This is a genomic window from Paraburkholderia sp. BR10872, from assembly GCF_040965835.1.
Classification (GTDB): domain Bacteria; phylum Pseudomonadota; class Gammaproteobacteria; order Burkholderiales; family Burkholderiaceae; genus Paraburkholderia; species Paraburkholderia nodosa_A.
Window position 1 is genome coordinate 1 of record NZ_JBFRCN010000020.1, and the last position, 19,447, is coordinate 19,447.

18 protein-coding genes and 2 pseudogenes are annotated in these 19,447 nt (G+C 64.4%); 14 read left to right on the forward strand and 6 right to left on the reverse strand.

What is annotated here, in order from left to right:
- Nucleotides 1–194: pseudogene (locus AB4Y43_RS17260) on the forward strand (dihydrolipoyl dehydrogenase); the annotation flags it as partial.
- A gap of 231 nt (nt 195–425) precedes the next feature.
- Here the strand turns inward: AB4Y43_RS17260 and AB4Y43_RS17265 are convergent.
- A complete protein-coding gene (locus tag AB4Y43_RS17265; RefSeq protein ID WP_069265519.1) occupies nt 426–1,004 on the reverse strand; it encodes a phasin family protein in 579 nt (192 codons plus the stop codon).
- A gap of 712 nt (nt 1,005–1,716) precedes the next feature.
- Between AB4Y43_RS17265 and pbpG the strand changes: the two genes are divergently transcribed.
- Nucleotides 1,717–2,901 (forward strand): D-alanyl-D-alanine endopeptidase, encoded by a 1,185-nt coding sequence (gene pbpG, locus AB4Y43_RS17270; RefSeq protein WP_368728394.1) that lies wholly within the window; start codon nt 1,717–1,719, stop codon nt 2,899–2,901.
- Between the two features lie 160 nt (nt 2,902–3,061).
- Here pbpG and AB4Y43_RS17275 read toward each other — a convergent pair whose 3' ends face one another.
- The gene (locus tag AB4Y43_RS17275; RefSeq protein ID WP_028210073.1) at nt 3,062–3,862 is read right to left on the reverse strand and encodes an IclR family transcriptional regulator; all 801 of its coding nucleotides are present in this window, start codon (nt 3,860–3,862) and stop codon (nt 3,062–3,064) included.
- Between the two features lie 190 nt (nt 3,863–4,052).
- Here AB4Y43_RS17275 and AB4Y43_RS17280 point away from each other — a divergent pair, with 190 nt between their 5' ends.
- From AB4Y43_RS17280 to iscX, 12 genes and pseudogenes are all read left to right on the forward strand, one after another.
- Entirely contained in the window at nt 4,053–4,775 is a 723-nt protein-coding gene (locus AB4Y43_RS17280) for a (Fe-S)-binding protein (RefSeq protein ID WP_368617684.1), read from the forward strand.
- A 102-nt stretch (nt 4,776–4,877) separates the two neighbouring features.
- Nucleotides 4,878–6,309: pseudogene (locus tag AB4Y43_RS17285) on the forward strand (lactate utilization protein B).
- A 159-nt stretch (nt 6,310–6,468) separates the two neighbouring features.
- Nucleotides 6,469–6,699: a hypothetical protein gene (locus AB4Y43_RS17290; RefSeq protein ID WP_069265523.1), complete on the forward strand. Its 231-nt coding sequence runs from the start codon at nt 6,469–6,471 to the stop codon at nt 6,697–6,699.
- 108 nt (nt 6,700–6,807) lie between these two features.
- Entirely contained in the window at nt 6,808–7,296 is a 489-nt protein-coding gene (locus AB4Y43_RS17295) for a low molecular weight protein-tyrosine-phosphatase (RefSeq protein WP_368728395.1), read from the forward strand.
- Nucleotides 7,297–7,446: 150 nt separating this feature from the next.
- Entirely contained in the window at nt 7,447–7,980 is a 534-nt protein-coding gene (gene iscR, locus AB4Y43_RS17300; protein ID WP_069265525.1) for a Fe-S cluster assembly transcriptional regulator IscR, read from the forward strand.
- 78 nt (nt 7,981–8,058) lie between these two features.
- Nucleotides 8,059–9,282 (forward strand): IscS subfamily cysteine desulfurase, encoded by a 1,224-nt coding sequence (locus tag AB4Y43_RS17305; protein ID WP_069265526.1) that lies wholly within the window; start codon nt 8,059–8,061, stop codon nt 9,280–9,282.
- Nucleotides 9,283–9,391: 109 nt separating this feature from the next.
- Entirely contained in the window at nt 9,392–9,796 is a 405-nt protein-coding gene (iscU, locus tag AB4Y43_RS17310; protein ID WP_028216879.1) for a Fe-S cluster assembly scaffold IscU, read from the forward strand.
- A gap of 150 nt (nt 9,797–9,946) precedes the next feature.
- Nucleotides 9,947–10,270 carry an iron-sulfur cluster assembly protein IscA gene (gene iscA / locus AB4Y43_RS17315; RefSeq protein WP_368728396.1) on the forward strand — a complete coding sequence of 108 codons (324 nt, stop codon included), beginning with the start codon at nt 9,947–9,949 and terminating at the stop codon, nt 10,268–10,270.
- Between the two features lie 105 nt (nt 10,271–10,375).
- The gene (gene hscB / locus AB4Y43_RS17320) at nt 10,376–10,924 is read left to right on the forward strand and encodes a Fe-S protein assembly co-chaperone HscB (protein WP_368728397.1); all 549 of its coding nucleotides are present in this window, start codon (nt 10,376–10,378) and stop codon (nt 10,922–10,924) included.
- A 64-nt stretch (nt 10,925–10,988) separates the two neighbouring features.
- A complete protein-coding gene (hscA, locus tag AB4Y43_RS17325) occupies nt 10,989–12,860 on the forward strand; it encodes a Fe-S protein assembly chaperone HscA (protein ID WP_368728398.1) in 1,872 nt (623 codons plus the stop codon).
- A 184-nt stretch (nt 12,861–13,044) separates the two neighbouring features.
- The gene (gene fdx, locus AB4Y43_RS17330) at nt 13,045–13,386 is read left to right on the forward strand and encodes an ISC system 2Fe-2S type ferredoxin (RefSeq protein ID WP_069265529.1); all 342 of its coding nucleotides are present in this window, start codon (nt 13,045–13,047) and stop codon (nt 13,384–13,386) included.
- A 30-nt stretch (nt 13,387–13,416) separates the two neighbouring features.
- Nucleotides 13,417–13,614, forward strand: coding sequence for a Fe-S cluster assembly protein IscX (gene iscX / locus AB4Y43_RS17335; RefSeq protein ID WP_028204168.1), 198 nt, complete (start codon nt 13,417–13,419; stop codon nt 13,612–13,614).
- Nucleotides 13,615–13,704: 90 nt separating this feature from the next.
- On the opposite strand, the gene AB4Y43_RS17340 is transcribed toward iscX, so the two are convergent.
- The 4 genes from AB4Y43_RS17340 to recJ form a co-directional block, all read right to left on the reverse strand.
- The gene (locus AB4Y43_RS17340; RefSeq protein WP_368728399.1) at nt 13,705–14,445 is read right to left on the reverse strand and encodes a glycine zipper 2TM domain-containing protein; all 741 of its coding nucleotides are present in this window, start codon (nt 14,443–14,445) and stop codon (nt 13,705–13,707) included.
- 304 nt (nt 14,446–14,749) lie between these two features.
- The gene (lysS, locus tag AB4Y43_RS17345) at nt 14,750–16,285 is read right to left on the reverse strand and encodes a lysine--tRNA ligase (RefSeq protein ID WP_342945888.1); all 1,536 of its coding nucleotides are present in this window, start codon (nt 16,283–16,285) and stop codon (nt 14,750–14,752) included.
- A 209-nt stretch (nt 16,286–16,494) separates the two neighbouring features.
- Nucleotides 16,495–17,599 (reverse strand): peptide chain release factor 2 gene (gene prfB, locus AB4Y43_RS17350; RefSeq protein WP_342945887.1). Its coding sequence is split into 2 segments (ribosomal slippage): nt 16,495–17,517 and nt 17,519–17,599, totalling 1,104 coding nucleotides; the frame shifts between segments, so codons are not numbered across the junction.
- A gap of 119 nt (nt 17,600–17,718) precedes the next feature.
- Entirely contained in the window at nt 17,719–19,425 is a 1,707-nt protein-coding gene (gene recJ, locus AB4Y43_RS17355) for a single-stranded-DNA-specific exonuclease RecJ (protein ID WP_368728400.1), read from the reverse strand.
- Nucleotides 19,426–19,447: the final 22 nt, after the last annotated feature.

Below are 19,447 nucleotides of genomic sequence, written 5' to 3' on the forward strand. Positions count from 1 at the left end.
TCGGCGGCGGCTTCGTCGGCCTGAACGCGGGCGACCTCATCAGCGAAGTCTGCCTCGCGGTGGAAATGGGCGCGGATGCGACCGACATCGGCAAGACGATTCACCCGCACCCGACGCTGGGCGAGTCGATCGGCATGGCCGCCGAGCTGTACGAAGGCGTTTGTACCGACCTGCCGCCGCAGAAGAAGAAGTAAGTTCGTGCCGCGCGGCTCGTTGCGGCGCGCATGAAGAAACGGCGCACTCCGTGAGGGGTGCGCCGTTTGCTCTTGGGTCCTGCGGTATGTGCTACGAGAGGCGCCGGAGCGTAAAAAAGATTCCCGGTCGGCGACCGGGTAAGTGACATGCCGGGCGGCATGCCGGAGCGTTCAGGCCCGGCGCCCGGTGCGCCGCTGCTTCAGCGCACGCACCGGATCAAGCTACAACCTTCAGACCGTCTTCTTGGCCGAGGCCGAAGCGGCAGCCGAGCGCGACGCCTGGGCCGCAGCCTTGCTCGCAGCAGCGGTGGCGGCGTTGAAGTTGCTTTCCGCCATTTCCACGGCTTGCTTCGTCGCCTTGTGGACCGTTTCGTAGGTCGTGTTGGCGGCGTTGATGGCCGACTTGATCACGGCGACTGCGGTTTCCGAGCCGGCCGGCGCATTCTTCGCGACGTTGTCGACGAGCGATTGAACCTTGCGGTTCTGCTCTTCGTAGTGGGCTTCGGCGACCTTCGCGAACTCAGCCTGGGTGGCCGAGGCGATTTCATACACATGACGGCCGTACGACAGCAGCTTTTCGGTCAGCGGCTGGGCATAGCTCGTTTGCAGGGCCAGGAATTCCTGCGCGTCCTTCACCGACAGTGCGCGCTGGGCCTGTTCCTGCGATTCCGCCAGATTCGAGCGGACGGCCTGAAGATTCAATTCGACGAGCTTTTCCACGCCTTCGAATGCCTTGCCGGTGAGGCCGAACAGCGTTTCGAGGTTGGCTTTCTGGGCAGCGGCGAATTGCTCAGGGGTCAGCAGACTCATGTTTACGCTCCTGTATGTCGGCGGCCTTCGTGGGTCGCCTGAAGTAAGTGGCACGGCGCTGGTGCTCTGTCACTCGCTTTGTGCGTCGCAACATTGATTCGATTTTAGGATGCCCCAGAAGAAAGTCAAGGCTTTTTGGTGCGTCGCACAATGTCGATAATTTATTATTAAACAATCACTTATGCCCGACGCATGGCGCAACCGCGACAACGCGCCAATGCCCCGTTGCGCGGGTTCGCTGCGAGTTGGGGGAGGCTGCGCGCAGGGGGGCAAGCGCGCAAAGGCGGGTTCTGGCAAGATGCGGCATGGATCGCGTGACAGCGCCTATAGGATTTCACCTGGGTGCGTCCACCGAATTCCTGGATGGAACGTTAATGATCCATTGCGGTCGAACGCGCGTCGCGCGGCACGGCGGCACTGGTAGTCAGACAAATCTCACCTGTTTTTTTCCTCAGTTCAAGTTCCTACGACGAACGCCGTTAACGCAGCAAGCGCATTTTGCGTCTGCCGCAAACGTTTTCAGCAAGCGGCGTCGCGGCGAGAGGAGTGGCTTGGCAATTGTCTGACTCCATCGAATGCGGGAAGTGCATTGGCCTGCTCAATCGAAGGTCATACTTCGGTTTAATGAGCGCCTATAAGTGCTTCAATTTGCGAATTTTTCGTGGTTTTACTACACTTGGCGAACGATCCCGCCGCTCCATCAAGAACACCAATGAAATCCGACAAGCTCCTGTCGTTCTCACTGATTCCGTCGTCGGTTATCAGCACCGCATTGTCGGTTGCTGTTTCCGTCGCGATCGGTGCGACGCTCGTGGCGCCTGAGGGCGCCTTTGCTGCGTCGCAAGACGCTGCACCGGCCAAGACGGCCAAGGCGAAAAAGGCCACCAAGAAGGTTGCGAAGGCCGAGCCGGAAACGGCCAGGGCCAGCAAGAAGGCGGGCGCAACCGGTACCGTCGCCGCCAAGGAAGACGATGCGCGTCCGGTGGCCAGGAAACGCCGCGTCACTTATACGATGAACGGTCGCCACCACTCGGCGGTGCGCCGTGTCGCGTTCGAACCGCGCCAGCCGAGCGTCGGTCAGGCGTTCGGTTTGCACGATTCGCCCGACTCGCTGATGCTGCGCTCGGGCGTGGGGTACGTAGTCGACCAGAACACCCTCGAGCCGCTGTTCGACAAGAACTCGCACGCCGTCGTGCCGATCGCCTCGATCTCGAAGCTCATGACCGCGATGGTCGTGCTCGACTCGAAGGCGTCGCTCTCGGAACCGATCGAAGTCACGGACGAAGACCGCGACTACGAGAAGAACACGGGCTCGCGTCTTTCGGTGGGCTCGGTGCTCTCGCGCGAGGACATGCTGCATATCGCGCTGATGGCGTCGGAAAACCGCGCGGCAGCGGCTCTCTCGCGCTATTACCCGGGCGGTCGTCCGGCATTCATCGCGGCAATGAACGCGAAGGCGAAGCAACTCGGCATGACCGATACGCACTTCGAGAATTCGACGGGGCTTACGAGCCGCAACGTCTCGACCGCGCGTGACCTCGTGAAGATGGTGAACGCGGCGTACCAGTACCCGATGATTCGCCAGTTCTCGACCGATCGCAGCTACGACGTGTTCACGGGCAAGCGCAATCTTGCCTACAACAGCACGAATGCGCTGGTGCGCAATGCATCGTGGGACATCGGCCTGCAGAAGACGGGCTTCATCAACGAAGCGGGTGAGTGCCTAGTCATGCAGACGACGATTCACAACCGTCCGGTGATCATGGTCCTGCTCGATTCGAGCGGCAAGTACTCGCGCTTCGCGGATGCAACGCGCGTGCGCACGTGGCTCGACAATGGCGGCGCCGACCAGCAGCCGCGCATTACGAGCGCCGACGCAGGCGGCGCTGGGACCTGATCCCCGCCTTTTCGGATTTCCCGACAAACGCCCCGCAACTGCGGGGCGTTTTGCTTTCTGGTGCGTGCCGTTCGTCCGATTTCGATCCGTAAGTCAGGCAGCAAGCCAAAAAAAGCGGAGGGCACGCCTCCGCTCTTCCCGATTCTGCTGCGCCCTGCCTTCAGGCGGGCTGCGCGTTGCCTTCAGCAGGCTCCGGGTGATAGCCGAGCGACTCTGAAATCGTCAGCGCCGTCTTGCTCAACTGGCCGAGCCACGAATCCTGCAGGCGATCGGCGGGCGCCGAGAGCGAAAGACCTGCCACCAGCTTGCCGGTGTCGTCGTAGATGCCGGCAGCGATGCAGCGCACGCCCAGTTCGAGCTCTTCGTTATCACGTGCGCAGAATTGCTGGCGTACGTGAGCGAGTTCGCGCTCGAGGCGTCCGAGGTCGGTAATGCTGTTGCGCGTGTGGCCCGACAGGCCGGTGCGTGTGGCGTACGCGCGCACGCGGTTCGCTTCGTCGGCGGCAAGAAAGAGCTTGCCGACCGAAGTGAGGTGCAGCGGAGCCCGGCCGCCAATGGCGCGTACCACCTGCATGCCCGAACGCTCCGAATAGGCGCGTTCGATATAGACGATCTCGTCGCCCTGACGCACGGAGAGGTTGACGGTCTGGCCCGTGAGACGGTGCAGTTCGCGCATCGGCGTAAGCGCCGCGTCACGTACCGAAAGCCGCGCTTTCACGAGGTTGCCGAGTTCGAGCAACCGCATGCCGAGCCGGTAAGTGCCGGGATCGGAGCGGTCGACGAGACGGCAACTCACCATATCGTTCAGGATGCGGTGCGCAGTCGAAGGATGCAGTTCGGTGCGCTGCGCAAGCTCCTTCAGGCTGACAGGGTCGCTGTGCGCGGCCAGCGCGTCCAGCAGGCGCATCATGCGCTCGATCACCTGAATCGAGGTCTTCGGATCTGGATGGGTGTCGCTCATGAGTTCAGATTCGTTTGACGCGTGAGGCGGAAAATGCATTGTATCTCGTATTGTGAAAAAAGTAAGCGCCAGGACCAAGGCTCGCGCTGCACTGCGGCATCGCGGGCGGCCGGCGAGGGCGATGCCGACCGGCGTTGGTCCCGGCGGCGAAACAGCGGATAATCGGGGACGGTTTTCACGAGGAGTCCCCATGCGAGTCGGCTTGTTCGTCACCTGCCTCATCGACACGATGCGTCCGGAAATTGGTTTTTCGACGCTCAAATTGCTCGAAGAGGCGGGCTATGAAGTGGTCGTGCCGTCCGCGCAAACCTGCTGCGGCCAGCCGGCCTACAACTCCGGCGAGCGCGCCATTGCGCGCGATCTCGCGGAAAAGACGCTGCGCGAATTCGAGCAGTTCGACTATCTCGTCGTCCCTTCGGGTTCGTGCGGCGGGATGATCCGCGTGCACTACGGCGATCTGTTTCGCGACGACCCGGAATTGATGGCGCGCTATGGCAAGTTGCGCGAGCGCGTCTACGAACTCACGGATTTCCTCGTGAACGTCGCAAAGATCACGCTGCCGCAAGGGGAGTTCAGCGGGCCGGTGACGTATCACGACTCGTGTTCGGGGCTGCGTGAACTTGGGGTCAAGGCGCAGCCGCGCGCGCTGCTCGCCCAGCGCGGCATCGAAGTGCGCGAGATGAAGGACTGCGAGCACTGCTGCGGCTTCGGCGGCACCTTTGCGGTGAAGTACGGGGACATCTCTACAGCCATTGCAGACGAGAAATGCGCGAACGTTCAGGCGAGCGGCACGGGCGCGGTGGTGCTCGGCGATCTCGGCTGCATGTTGAATATCGAGGGGCGTTTGCGCCGCACCGGCGACACCGCCACGCGCGTGCTGCACATTGCGCAAGTACTGGCCGGCGACGTGTGATGCGCCGCCGGCTGCCTCCGCTCGTTTCGCACGGCATGTGCATCTAGACGCAAAACTCAGCCCCAGACCTCGCCGAACATCGCTCAACCTCGCCCTCACGCCATGCAAGTCCAATCGATGCAGTTCAAGGCGCGCGCCGGTCAGAAGCTGGCCGATCAGCGTCTGCAGCACAACCTCAAGAAGCTCTCGACCAAGTTCGTCTCGGCGCGCGCCGAGGCGATCACCGCGATCGATTTCCCCGCCACGCGCGCGGCACTCAAGGCGCGGCGCAACCGTGCACTCGAAAATCTCGACGTCTGGCTCGAGCAGTTCGAGACCGAGGCGACGCGGCGTGACCGTCCTGTACGCGGAAACGGCGCAAGATGCGGCGCAGCTGGTCGCGGACATCGCGCGGCGCCACGACGTGCGCAAGGTCATCAAGACCAAGTCGATGGTCTCGGAGGAGATGCGGCTCAATACGGTGCTCGCGGAGATGGGTGTGCAGTCCATCGAGACCGATCTGGGCGAGTACATCCTGCAGATCAACGACAACGAGCCGCCGAGTCACATCATTGCGCCCGTCGTCCACAAGGACAAGGACGAGATCGCCGATCTCTTCGCGAAGACGCACGACAAGCCGCGCCTGACCGAAATCCCCGACATGACCCGCGAGGCGCGCGAAGTCCTGCGCCCGCATTTTCTCTCGGCGGATATGGGCGTGACGGGCGGCAACTTCGTCATCGCGGAAACCGGCTCGGTCGTGCTGGTCACCAACGAGGGCAACGAGGGCATGTGCACCGTGATGCCGCGCGTGCATGTGGCGGTGACGGGCATCGAGAAGGTGCTGCCTACGCTCGAAGACCTCGCCACCGCGATGCGTCTGTTGCCGCGTTCGGCAACGGGGCAGGCCACGTCGAACTACTTCTCGGTTCTCACGGGCCCGCGTGGACCCGAGGACCAGGAGGGCCCCGAGCACATGTACGTCGTGCTCGTGGACGGCGGCCGCACCGGCCTGATCGGCGGCGAATTTCAGGAGATGCTGCGCTGCATCCGTTGCGGGGCGTGTATGAACCACTGCCCGGTCTATCAGAAGGTGGGCGGCCACGCGTATGGCTGGGTCTACCCGGGTCCGATGGGCTCTGTGCTCACGCCAGGCTACGTCGGCATCGAAAAGACACTCGATCTGCCGCAGGCCGCTACGCTGTGTGGCGAATGCAATAGCGTCTGCCCGGTGGGCATCCCGCTTTCGGACCTGCTGCGCAAACTGCGCGAGAAGCAGACGGAGCGGCATCTGCGTCCGTGGCGCGAGCGCGCGGCGCTGGCAGCCTGGGGCTGGCTCGCGCTACACCCAACCGCGTACGCGCTGCTCACCAAACTCGGGGTGCGGATACTCGAGCGCATGGGCGGGCAGACAAGGCTCATTCGAAAGCTGCCATTCGCGCGCGGCTGGACCAACGGGCGCGACATGCCCGCACCGGTCGGGCGCACGTTTCGCGAGTTGTACGCGGCACGGCACACGCATCTGGACACGACAAGGCGCCCCGAACAGGCCTGACACTCCCAGATCGGTCAAGTCCAGGTTGCCGACTATTTAAGCTGGCGCAACAGTGTGTTCGTCCGGACCGGGTTTTTCCTGATTGCGACTCTCTATATCATCTCGACTGGCGATAGTGCGTCCGCACCTGTCGCTTCACAGTCGATAGAGAGTCGCATCATGAGAAAGAAAATAACGGTGTACTGGCCGCTGGCGCTGATCGTGCCGCTCGCGGTGATCGCATGGATCCATGCATGGAAGACCGCCGAGCAGCAAATGCCGCTCGCCGCCGATCAGGTTACGGCAGAACTCGCGCGCGCCGTGTCTTATGGTCTCGTGGGCAGCGAAGGCAAGACGCCGGTGAAGGCGATGAACGGCATCGCGACGCTGCCGCGCTCGAACGCGATCTGAGGATCGCGCTGGCGCCAACGCGCCGCGCAGCGTGTACCTCGTGCGCTTTGTATAATTTGAGATTCGCCGTCGCGCGCTGAACGCCTCTCGCTGCCCAGCCCCCAACGAATGAAAAAGGTTTCCGTCTGCTTCGTTTGTCTTGGCAATATCTGCCGCTCGCCCACGGCCGAGGCCGTGATGCTGCGTCTCGTCGACGAGGCGGGGCTGGCCGGGCGCGTCGAGATCGATTCGGCAGGCACGGGTGACTGGCATATCGGCGAGGCGCCGGACGAGCGCGCCCAGCGCGCGGGCGGTCTGCGCGGCTACGCGCTCGCGGCGTTGCGCGCAAGGCAGATCGCCGCCGACGATTTTCGCCGTTTCGACCTGATCGTGGCGATGGACGACGCCAACGTCACCGCGCTTCAGGGCGTCTGCCCGGCGAGCGAGCGCGACAAGATCCGCCTGCTGATGGAATTCGCGCCGCAGGCGGAAACGCGCGTGGCGGTCGATCCCTATTTCGGCGGGGAGGCGGGCTTCGAAATGGTGCTCGATCAATGCGAGGCCGCCTGCGCGGGCCTGCTCGCCGCCTTGCGTCCGCAACTTGACGGCTTGAGATGAGCGGCGCGAATCCGCCGAACGTGGAAATCGCGCCATTTTTTGCGATTCGCTGCGCACCTAATAACCCAGATCGCGACGTTGATACTTGACTAAACTAGTCATGTATTTATACTTGACGAAAATTGTCGAGAATTGCGGTTCCCATACATCATGAGACTCACCACCAAAGGCCGTTTCGCCGTCACGGCGATGATTGACCTGGCACTGCGCCAGGAGCAGGGCCCGGTGACGCTTGCGGGTATCAGCCAGCGGCAGCACATCTCGCTGTCGTACCTCGAACAGCTGTTCGGCAAGCTGCGCCGTCATGAAATCGTCGAATCGGTCCGTGGGCCGGGCGGCGGGTACAACCTCGCGCGCCGCGCGGAGGACGTCACGGTCGCGGACATCATCATCGCCGTGGACGAGCCGCTCGACGCCACCCAGTGCGGCGGCAAGGGCGCCTGCGAGGGCACCAAGCAGCACGACGGCCACTGCATGACGCACGAACTCTGGTCGACGCTGAACCAGAAAATGGTCGAGTACCTCGATTCGGTGTCGCTCAAGGATCTGGTGGACAAGCAGCGCGCCCGCGAAGGCGCCGCGCCCGCCGTCCTGCGCGATCGCCGCACCGAGGCGCCGGCGGTGGAGCCGGTCAGGGCGATGCCGCTGGGTCCGAACTCGATCTTCAACATGGCTGGCTCGTAAGTCCTTCGAGCGCCGCCAGAAAGCCGCAGTTGGCAATACACAGTACAGCGCAGCACACAAGATTCCCCGGAGCGATAGATGAATAACGACATTCCCCACCTGCCCATTTACATGGACTACAGCGCGACGACCCCCGTCGACCCGCGCGTGGTGGACAAGATGATTCCGTATCTGCGCGAGCAGTTCGGCAATCCGGCGTCGCGCAGCCACGCCTATGGCTGGGATGCGGAGCGCGCCGTCGAAGAGGCGCGCGAGCAGGTCGCCGCGCTCGTCAACGCCGACCCGCGCGAAATCATCTGGACCTCCGGCGCGACCGAATCGGACAACCTCGCGATCAAGGGTGCCGCGCACTTCTACAAGAGCAAGGGTAAGCACATCATCACGGTGAAGACCGAGCACAAGGCCGTGCTCGACACCTGCCGCGAACTCGAGCGCGAAGGCTACGAAGTCACGTATCTGGACGTCAAGGACGACGGCCTGATCGACCTCGAAGCGTTCAAGGCCGCACTGCGCCCCGACACGATCCTCGTTTCCGTCATGCACGTGAACAACGAGATCGGCGTGATCCAGGACATCGCGACGATCGGCGAAATCTGCCGCGAAAAGGGCATCATTTTCCACGTCGACGCTGCGCAATCGACGGGCAAGGCGCCCATCGACCTGCAAAAGCTCAAGGTCGACCTGATGTCGTTCTCGGCGCACAAGACCTACGGCCCGAAGGGCATCGGCGCGCTGTACGTGCGCCGCAAGCCGCGCGTGCGCATCGAAGCGCAGATGCACGGCGGCGGCCATGAGCGCGGCATGCGCTCGGGCACGCTGGCCACGCACCAGATCGTCGGCATGGGCGAAGCGTTCCGCATCGCGCGTGAAGAGATGGCCACGGAAAACGAGCGCGTGCGCATGCTGCGCGACAAGCTCCTGCGCGGCCTGAAGGAAATCGAAGAAACCTACGTGAACGGCGACATGGAACAGCGTGTCCCGCACAACCTGAACATCAGCTTCAACTTCGTCGAAGGCGAGTCGCTGATCATGGCGGTGAAGGACGTGGCGGTGTCGTCGGGTTCGGCGTGCACGTCCGCATCGCTCGAGCCGTCGTACGTGCTGCGCGCGCTCGGCCGCAACGACGAACTGGCGCACAGCTCGATCCGCTTCACGGTGGGCCGCTTCACGACGGAGCAGGACGTGGATTACGTGATCAACCTGCTGAAGACGAAGATCGCCAAGCTGCGCGAGCTTTCGCCGCTGTGGGAAATGCATCAGGACGGCATCGATCTGTCGACCATCCAGTGGGCAGCGCACTGAGCCAGGCGGCGAAGTCAGCAGCGAACAACGACCCGGCCGCAGCGCAAGAGCAGTCAACTATCAGTCAACTGCGTGCAGCGCGGCAAACTCGAATTGAAGGAGTGTGATCATGGCATATAGCGACAAGGTTCTGGACCACTACGAAAACCCGCGTAACGTCGGCTCGTTCGCCAAGGACGACGACGCAGTGGGCACCGGTATGGTCGGCGCGCCGGCGTGCGGCGACGTGATGAAGCTGCAGATCCGCGTGGGCGCGGACGGCGTGATCGAAGACGCGAAGTTCAAGACCTACGGCTGCGGCTCGGCGATCGCGTCGAGTTCGCTCGTGACCGAGTGGGTGAAGGGCAAGACGCTCGACCAGGCGCTCGACATCAAGAACACGCAGATCGCCGAAGAACTGGCGCTGCCGCCGGTGAAGATCCACTGCTCGATTCTCGCGGAAGACGCGATCAAGGCAGCGGTTGCCGACTATCGCCAGCGTCACACGACCGAAGCGAAGGCCGACGCGGCGTAAAGCGCAGCGCTGCGGCGTAGTAGATGCAGGACGGCGCCGGACCGGAAAGTTCGGTGCTCTGGACTAACGATTCTGGATGCAGCAGGGTTGCGTCGCGACGCGAGGGAAGGCGAGAGCCCAACTGGCGGCGCGAGGCGCGGCGAAGATGCTATGGCAATTACGTTGACTGAAAAAGCGGCACAGCACGTGCAAAAGTACCTGACCCGTCGCGGCAAGGGCGTGGGCCTGCGTCTTGGCGTGCGCACGACGGGCTGCTCGGGCCTCGCGTACAGGCTCGAGTACGTCGACGAACTCGCGCCCGAGGACAACGTCTTCGAGAGCCACGGCGTGAAGGTCATCGTCGACCCGAAGAGTCTCGCCTATATCGACGGCACGCAGCTCGACTTCGTGCGTGAAGGCCTGAACGAGGGCTTCCGGTTCAACAACCCGAACGTGAAGGACGAGTGCGGCTGCGGCGAGTCCTTCCGCGTTTGAGCCCGCGTCGAGCGGTGAAAAGGCGGCCTGTGCCGCCTTTTTGATTTTGACGGCCGCTGGTTGGCCCTCTCAGCCCTTCACAGCTCCACAAGAACGTTCCAGCCGATGAACACGCCTTCCACGCCTTCCCGATCGCTCTCCGACAGCCACTTCGTGCTGTTCGGCCTGCCCGAGCAGTTCGCGATCGATGCGAACGCGCTCGACCATGCCTACCGCACGGTGCAGGCGCAGGTGCATCCCGACCGCTTCGCTGCGGCCGGAGAAGCGCAAAAGCGCATCGCCATGCAATGGGCCACGCGTACGAACGAGGCGTATCAGACGCTGCGCGATCCGCTCAAGCGCGCGAAGTATCTGCTGCATCTGCGCGGCATCGACGTTGGCGCGGAGAACAATACCGCGATGGAGCCCGCGTTCCTCATGCAGCAGATGGAGTGGCGCGAGGCGATCGAAGACGCGGTCGGCGCGAAGAACATCGATGCGCTCGACGCACTCGCGGGCGAGCTGCGCGACGACGAACGCGTGCGCTTCACGAAGCTCGCTGCGCTGCTCGACAGCGGCTCGAATCAGCCCGCAGCCGAGGCCGTGCGCCAGCTCATGTTCATCGAGCGCGTGGCGGGCGAAATCGACTCGCAGATCGAGCGGCTCGAAAGCTGAAACCGGGCGCGCAAACGCATATCGGGCGCCTGGCGCCCATCAGGTTAAAAAGCAGATCACACAGATGGCCTTACTGCAAATCTCCGAACCCGGCATGGCGCCGGCGCCGCATCAGCGGCGACTCGCCGTCGGCATCGACCTCGGCACGACGAACTCGCTGGTCGCCGCGGTGCGCAGCGGCGTGCCCGACGTGCTGCCCGACGAAGACGGGCACGTGCTGTTGCCCTCCGTCGTGCGCTATCTCGCGAACGGCGGCCGCCGCATCGGCCGCACGGCGAAGGCGCAAGCCGCGACCGACCCGCGTAACACGATCGTGTCGGTCAAGCGCTTCATGGGCCGCGGCAAGTCCGAGGTCGAAGGCGCGGCCAACGCGCCGTACGACTTCGTCGACGCGCCGGGCATGGTGCAAATCCAGACGATCGACGGCGTGAAGAGCCCCGTCGAAGTCTCGGCGGAAATTCTCGCGACGCTGCGCCAGCGCGCCGAAGACACGCTCGGCGACGAACTCGTCGGCGCCGTCATCACGGTGCCGGCGTATTTCGACGAAGCGCAGCGCCAGGCGACCAAGGACGCCGCGCGTCTCGCCGGCCTGAACGTGCTGCGTCTGCTCAACGAGCCGACCGCGGCGGCGATCGCGTACGGGCTCGACAACGGCGCCGAAGGCCTCTACGCGGTCTACGACCTCGGCGGCGGCACCTTCGACCTGTCGATCCTCAAGCTCACGAAGGGCGTGTTCGAAGTGCTGGCGGCCGGCGGCGATTCGGCGCTCGGCGGCGACGATTTCGACCATGCGCTCTTTGCCTGGGCGCTGGAGCAGTCCGGCATCGAGCGCGCGGCGCTCGCGCCCGAAGACGTGCGCCTGTTGCTCGACCGCGTGCGCGATGCGAAGGAAGCGCTCTCGTCGGCGCCCGAAGCGCGCATCGAGGCAACGCTGTCGAGCGGCCGGCAGATCGCGCTGACGATCGATGAACCGCGCTTCGAAGCGCTCACGCAAGCGCTCGTGCAGCGCACGCTCACGCCGACGAAGAAGGCGCTGCGCGACGCGAAGGTGGCCGCGAAGGACGTGAAGGGCGTGGTGCTGGTCGGCGGCGCGACGCGCATGCCCGTGATTCGCCGCGCCGTGGAGCAGCACTTCGGCCAGGCGCCGCTCACGAATCTGGACCCCGATCAGGTCGTCGCGCTGGGCGCGGCGATCCAGGCCGACCTGCTGGCGGGCAACCGCGGCGGCGAAGACGACTGGCTGTTGCTCGACGTCATTCCGCTGTCGCTCGGCGTGGAGACGATGGGTGGCCTCGTCGAGAAGATCATCCCGCGCAATTCGACCATTCCGGTCGCGCGTGCGCAGGACTTCACGACCTTCAAGGACGGCCAGACGGCCATGGCGATTCACGTCGTGCAGGGCGAGCGCGAGCTCGTCGCCGACTGCCGCTCGCTCGCCCGTTTCGAGCTGCGCGGCATTCCGCCGATGGCGGCGGGCGCGGCGCGCATTCGCGTGACTTACCAGGTGGATGCGGACGGCCTCTTGTCGGTGTTCGCGCGTGAGCAGCTCTCGGGCGTGGAAGCCTCGGTGGTGGTGAAGCCGTCCTACGGTCTCGCCGACGACGACGTGGCCCGCATGCTCGAAGACAGCTTCAAGACCGCCGAAGTCGACATGCGCGCCCGCGCGCTGCGCGAAGCGCAGGTCGAGGCGCAACGCATCATCGAAGCGACGAACGCCGCTTTGGGCGCTGACGGCGAACTGCTCGACGAAGCCGAGCGCGCGCAAGTGGACGCTTTGATCGCCGCGCTCGCGCAAGTCGCACAGGGCGAGGACGCTGGTGCGATCGAAGCCGCCACCAAGGCATTGTCCGAAGGCACCGACGAGTTTGCCGCGCGCCGGATGGACAAGGGCATCAAGCGCGCGCTGGCGGGCAAGAAGCTCGACGAGATCGGCTAAAAGCTCGGCCAGGAGCGGGCCTACAGCCTCAACAGCTTAAAGGCGAATGCGTCGTTAGCAAACGGCGTACGCGTGCGTGCTTTCCCGATGTGGCTGAGCGCGCACCGACAGTAGAATGGGCACATGCCGCCGTCGGAGGCGGGGCATGCGCCCGATATGAAAGTTATTGGATACGGAAATCACAATGCCTCAAATCGTGGTGCTGCCCCATGTCGAACTGTGCCCTGAAGGCGCGGTCATCGACGCCAAGCCGGGCGAGAGCGTGTGCGACGCGCTGCTCGAACACGGCATCGAAATCGAGCACGCATGCGAGAAGTCGTGCGCCTGCACGACCTGTCACGTGATCGTGCGCGAAGGTTTCGATGCGCTCGTGCCTTCCGAGGAAGACGAAGACGATCTCCTCGACAAGGCGTGGGGCCTCGAGCCGACGTCGCGGCTGTCGTGTCAGGCCATCGTGCCGGAGAACGACGACCTGGTGGTCGAGATTCCGCGTTACTCGATCAACCACGCGAAAGAAAACCACTGAGCCACTGAACACCAGGAGGAGCGCGCAGCCATGAAATGGACCGATACGCAGGACATCGCGATGGCCTTGACGGACACCCATCCCGAAGTGGATCCGCAGTACGTGCGCTTCACCGATCTGCATCGCTGGATCACCCAGCTCGACGGTTTCGACGACGACCCCGAGCGCTCGAACGAGAAGATTCTCGAAGCGATCCAGGCTGCGTGGATCGAAGACGCGGACTACTGACTTCCGGCATGCCCGGTGATCAGACGAGAAAAAGGCGATTTGCCAGCACGGCAAATCGCCTTTTTTATTGCTCGTTCAGCGTCAGGGCAATCAGCCCGCGACCAACGTGCCGTTCTCGACACGCACGCGCTCGCCTTGCTGGAACGGCGGCGCTTCGTGATACGTGAAGTAGCGCATCTTGCCGTTCTCCATGCGCACGCGCACCGAATAACTTGTCGTGCTGCGCAGGTGTTTTTCGACCGAGTTGCCGGCGAAGCCGCCACCCAGTGCGCCGAGCAGCGTCATGGCCGTACGGCCGTTACCCGAGCCGAACTGGTTGCCGACCACGCCACCGGCTACCGCGCCGCCGACTGCGCCGATACCGGTGCCGTGGCCTTCATGCTTGACCTCGGAAATCGCGACGACCGTGCCACACGTCGAACAAGCGGGGTGGGCCGGCGGCGCTTCCTGGGCGTATTGCTGCTGCGCAGGTTGCGCCGGCTGGACAGGCTGCTGACCATACTGTTGCTGCGCCGGGGCGACGGACACGGCCGCCTGCTGTTCAGGCTGTGCCGGCGCCTCTTGCGGCTCGGCGGGCGCATTCTGCCCGTTCTGCGCATATTGCGAGGCCTGCACCGGCTTCGTCGAGTCAACCACCTGCGGCTGTGAAGCCGTCATGGCCGTCTGACCCGTCTGAACCTGGGCGCTCTGTTCGGCGGTGCTGGAAGCTTTCGGGAAAACGCCGGTGATGGCCGCTGTGGCCGCAAGGCTCGCGACGATGACGGCTGCCGCCGCGGTTGCGATCAGCGGATGGAGGCGGCGTTTCGGTGTGGTCGGATCGGTTGTGTTCATGACAGGCTCCGTCTTTGGCAGAGTTGGCTCTCTTGTAAGAACCAGTTTGAGCCAATCCAGGTGTGTGAGCGTTTCATTTTGTAACCCTCGCGATGGGTCCGGGCCGACGCCGAGGGCGTGGGCGTCGGGCAGCGTTGCGCAGCGCGGTTTTCCACGAGGGTGCAATCGACGTACCCGTCCGGGCCGCTGCGCTCGCCGGCAGATTTTACCGATGGTTACAAACGCATGCGCTGAATGGCCCGAAAGAAACGGGGCGCATACGGTGTCAACCGCATGCGCCCCGTCATGTCAGGCAAGGGTCTGCTCAGTCTTCGCGGCGCAGGTGCGGGAACAGGATCACGTCGCGGATGCTTGCGCTGTCCGTGAGCAGCATGATCAGACGGTCGATGCCGATGCCGCAGCCGCCCGTCGGAGGCATGCCGTATTCGAGCGCGCGGATGTAATCGGCGTCATAGAACATCGCTTCTTCGTCGCCGGCGTCCTTTTGCTCGACCTGCTTCTTGAAGCGCGCGGCCTGGTCTTCCGGATCGTTCAGCTCCGAGAAGCCGTTGGCGATCTCGCGGCCCGTGATGAACAGTTCGAAGCGCTCGGTGATGCCCGGCAGCGTGTCCGAGGCGCGCGCGAGCGGCGAGACTTCGACGGGGTAGTCGATGATGTAGGTCGGTTCCCACAGCTGCGACTCGGCCGTCTCTTCGAAGAGCGCCAGTTGCAGCGAGCCCACGCCTGCGTTCAGGAAGGCCGGCTGGTTCGCGTCCACGCCGAACTTCTTGAGTTCCGTGCGCAGGAAGACGGCGTCGGCAAGCTGCTCGTTCGTGTATTGCGGCGCGTACTTCTGGATCGCCTGCACGATCGTCAAGCGATGGAACGGCTTCGAGAGGTCGAGTTCACGGCCCTGATACGTCAGCACGGCGGTGCCGCTCGCGTCGATGGCGGCCTGGCGGATCAGCTGCTCGGTGAAGTCCATGAGCCATGCGTAGTCGGTGTACGCAGCGTAGAACTCCATCATCGTGAATTCCGGATTGTGACGCGGCGAAACGCCTTCGTTACGGAAGTTCCGGTTGATCTCGAACACGCGTTCGAAGCCGCCCACGATCAGGCGCTTCAGATACAGCTCGGGCGCGATGCGCATGAACATCTGCATGTCGAGCGCGTTGTGGTGCGTGACGAACGGCTTGGCCGCCGCGCCGCCCGGGATCGGGTGCAGCATCGGCGTTTCGACTTCCATGAAGCCCGAGTCGGCCATGAAGCGGCGCACCGAGGAAATCGCCTTGGTGCGCGCCTGGAAGGTCTGACGCGCTTCCGGCGTGACGATCAGGTCGACATAGCGCTGGCGATAGCGCATTTCCTGGTCAGAGAGGCCGTGGAACTTGTCCGGCAGCGGACGCAGCGCCTTCGAGAGCAGACGCAGTTCCGTGCAGCGCACCGAAAGCTCGCCCTTGTTGGTGCGGAACAGCACGCCCTTTGCCGCGACGATGTCCCCGAGGTCCCACTTCTTGAACGCGTCGTAGGTGGCCTCGCCCACGTCGGCGGGCGTGATGAAGAACTGGATCTGGCCCGAGCCGTCGCGCACCGTGGCAAAGCTCGCCTTGCCCATCACGCGCTTGAGCATCATGCGGCCGGCGATCGCCACTTCGAGCGGATTGGCCTCGAGCGCGTCCTTGTCGGTGTCGGCGTAATCGCGCGCCAGGTCGGCGGCGTGGTGGGTGGGGCGGAAGTCGTTCGGATAGGCGACGCCTGCCTCGCGCAGCGCGCGCAGTTTCTCGCGGCGCTCGGCGATGATCTGGTTGTCGTCGAGTTCGGGCGCGGCGCTGGGCGCGTTCTGCTGGGTCGGTTCGGTCATGATGGCTCGGAGTTCTTTGATTCGCAGGTGTTTCGGCGAGTTTTCGGGGCTGCGGCCCCGGCATGGTCCTTCGCGGGACACCGCGCGCATCGCGCGCAGATAAGTGGACTTCGGTTCCTGCTGCGCGTCGCGCGCCTCGCTCGAAGCGGGCGGCGCAGCAGGAGAGGGCGGCATGCGGTTAACTGCTGCGCCCGTGGCGTGCGGCAAGCTTACACGCCCTGTTTCAGGCTCGCGCTGATGAAGGCGTCGAGATCGCCGTCGAGCACGGCCTTGGTGTTGCTGATTTCGACGTTGGTGCGCAGGTCCTTGATGCGGCTGTTGTCGAGCACGTAGGAGCGGATCTGGTGGCCCCAACCCACGTCCGACTTGCCCGCTTCGAGCTTGTCCTGTTCCGACTGGCGCTTGCGCATCTCGGCTTCGTATAGGCGCGACTTCAGCATGGCCATGGCTTCGGCGCGGTTGCGGTGCTGCGAGCGGTCGTTCTGGCACTGCACGACGATGCCCGACGGGACGTGCGTGATACGCACGGCGGAGTCGGTCTTGTTGATGTGCTGACCGCCCGCGCCCGAAGCGCGGTACGTGTCGATGCGCAGATCGGCCGGATTGACTTCGATCTCGAACGAGTCGTCGATCTCCGGATACACGAACACCGACGAGAACGACGTATGACGCCCGCCCGACGAGTCGAACGGCGACTTGCGCACGAGGCGGTGAATGCCGGTTTCGGTGCGCAGGAAGCCGTAGGCGTATTCGCCTTCGACCTTGATCGTCGCGCTCTTGATGCCGGCCACGTCGCCTTCGGACTCTTCGAGCACTTCGGTCTTGAAGCCCTTGCGTTCGCAGTAGCGCACGTACTGGCGCAGCAGCATGGACGCCCAGTCGCAGGCCTCGGTGCCGCCGGCGCCGGCCTGGATGTCGATGAACGCGTTGTTCGGATCGGCCGGATTCGCGAACATGCGGCGGAACTCGACGTCGGCTACGCGCGCTTCGATCGCGTGAGCGTCGGTTTCGATGGCGACGAGCGTGTCCTCATCGCCTTCTTCGCGCGCCATTTCGAAGAGATCCTGGGTGTCGCGCGTGTCGTTCTCGATGCCGTCGAGCACGTGCACCACGCCCTCGAGCAGTTTCTTTTCCTTGCCGAGACCCTGGGCGTGCTTGGAGTCGTTCCAGACGTTGGGGTCTTCGAGTTCGCTGTTGACTTCGACGAGCCGTCGGGCTTTTACGTCGTAGTCAAAGATACCCCCGTAGCTCGCCCGCGCGCGTGCGCAGGTCCGCCAAAAGGGCTTCGATCGCGTTGAGACGTTCCGCTTCCATTTGTATCGTGATCCGGCGTGTAAAACATTGAATTATAGCCGATTGGACCCGGATCAAGGGCGGCGCGGGCGCTTCCGGCGGCCCGCGCTTTTCAGTGCAACGTGCAGTTCAAGGCGCGCTTAGAGCGCAGCGTGCTCCACCACGAGCTGCACGCGCGACACGCCATTCCAGGTGTCGCGCACGAGCCGATAGGCGACCGTGGTGTGCTGCGGCAGCGATTCGGTGTGATTGAACCAGATCGCGTTGAAGCGCTGGCGCCCGCGCAGCAGTTGCAGTTTGAGGTGCTTGTCCTTCACGAGCGCCTGCGAGGCCACCTCGAATTCCCCCGAAAACACGGGCGCCGGGAAGCCCTGGCCCCACACGGCGGCATCGAGCATCTCGACGAAATCAGGCGTGAAGTAGGCGTCTTCGAGATCGCCGTCGGTTTCGACCGTGCGCGCGAGCGCCTCTTCGGTGAGCCACTCGCGGCCCACGCGCTCGAAGGCGGCGGCAAAGCGCGGCACGTCGGCGGCGGCGATCGTCATGCCCGCGGCCATCGCGTGGCCGCCGAACTTCTGGATCAGACCGGGCTCGCGCTTGCTGATCAGATCGACCGCGTCGCGCAGATGGAAACCGGGGATCGAACGGCCCGAGCCCTTCACGAGCTCGCCGTCGTCGTCGGCAGGCGCGAAGGTGAACGAGGGGCGGTGAAAGCGCTCCTTGAGCCGTCCCGCGACGATGCCGATCACACCCTGGTGCCAGCTTTCGTTGAACAGCGTGAGCGTGGCCTTGCCTTGCGGATCGACGTCGGCGAGATCGGCGAGCGCCTGCTGCTGCATGCCGGCTTCGATCTCGCGGCGTTCGCGGTTCATGCCGTCGAGCTGCTGCGCAAGCTCCCAGGCGCGGCCCACGTCGTCGGTGGTCAGGCACTCGATGCCGAGCGACATGTCCGAGAGCCGGCCGGCCGCATTCAGGCGGGGGCCGAGCGCGAAGCCGAAGTCGAAGCCCGACGCGGTTTTCGCGTCGCGGCCCGCCGCGCGAAAGAGCGCGGCGATGCCCGGCTGCATGCGGCCGTTGCGCACGCGCTGCAAGCCTTGCGCGACGAGCACGCGGTTGTTGCAGTCGAGCTTCACGACGTCGGCGACGGTGCCGAGCGCGACGAGATCGAGCAGGCCGTCGAGGCGCGGCTCGGGCTTGCCGTCGCTGAACGCGCCGCGCCTGCGCAGCTCCGCACGCAGCGCGAGCAGCGTGTAGAACATCACGCCCACGCCCGCGATGCACTTGCTCGGAAACTCGCAGCCCGGCTGGTTCGGATTGACGATGGCGCGCGCGTCGGGGAGCGTGTCGCCGGGCAAGTGATGGTCGGTGACGAGCACCTCGATGCCGAGTTCGTTCGCGGCTTCGACGCCTTCCACGCTGGCGATGCCGTTGTCCACCGTGATCAGGACGTCGGGTGGACCGCCCTTGCGTTGCGCGGCGAGTGCGACGATTTCGGGCGTGAGGCCGTAGCCATACTCGAAACGGTTCGGCACCAAGTAGTCGATCTGCGCGCCGAACATGCGCAGGCCGCGCACGGCCACGGCGCACGCCGTCGCGCCGTCGCAATCGTAGTCGGCGACCACGAGCATGCGGCACTCGGCTTCGAGCGCGTCGGCGAGCAGTTCGGCGGCCTCGTCGAGGCCCTTCATGCCGGTGGGCGGAATGAGGCGCGCGAGGCCGGTTTCGATCTCGTCGGGCTGGCAAACGCCGCGCGAGGCGTAGAGGCGCGCGAGCACCGGATGCAGGCCGTGGCGCACGAGCGCTTCGGTGTCGGCGGGCGAGCAGGCGCGGGTGACGATTCGGGTCATGCGTGAGCGCGGAAAAAAGAAG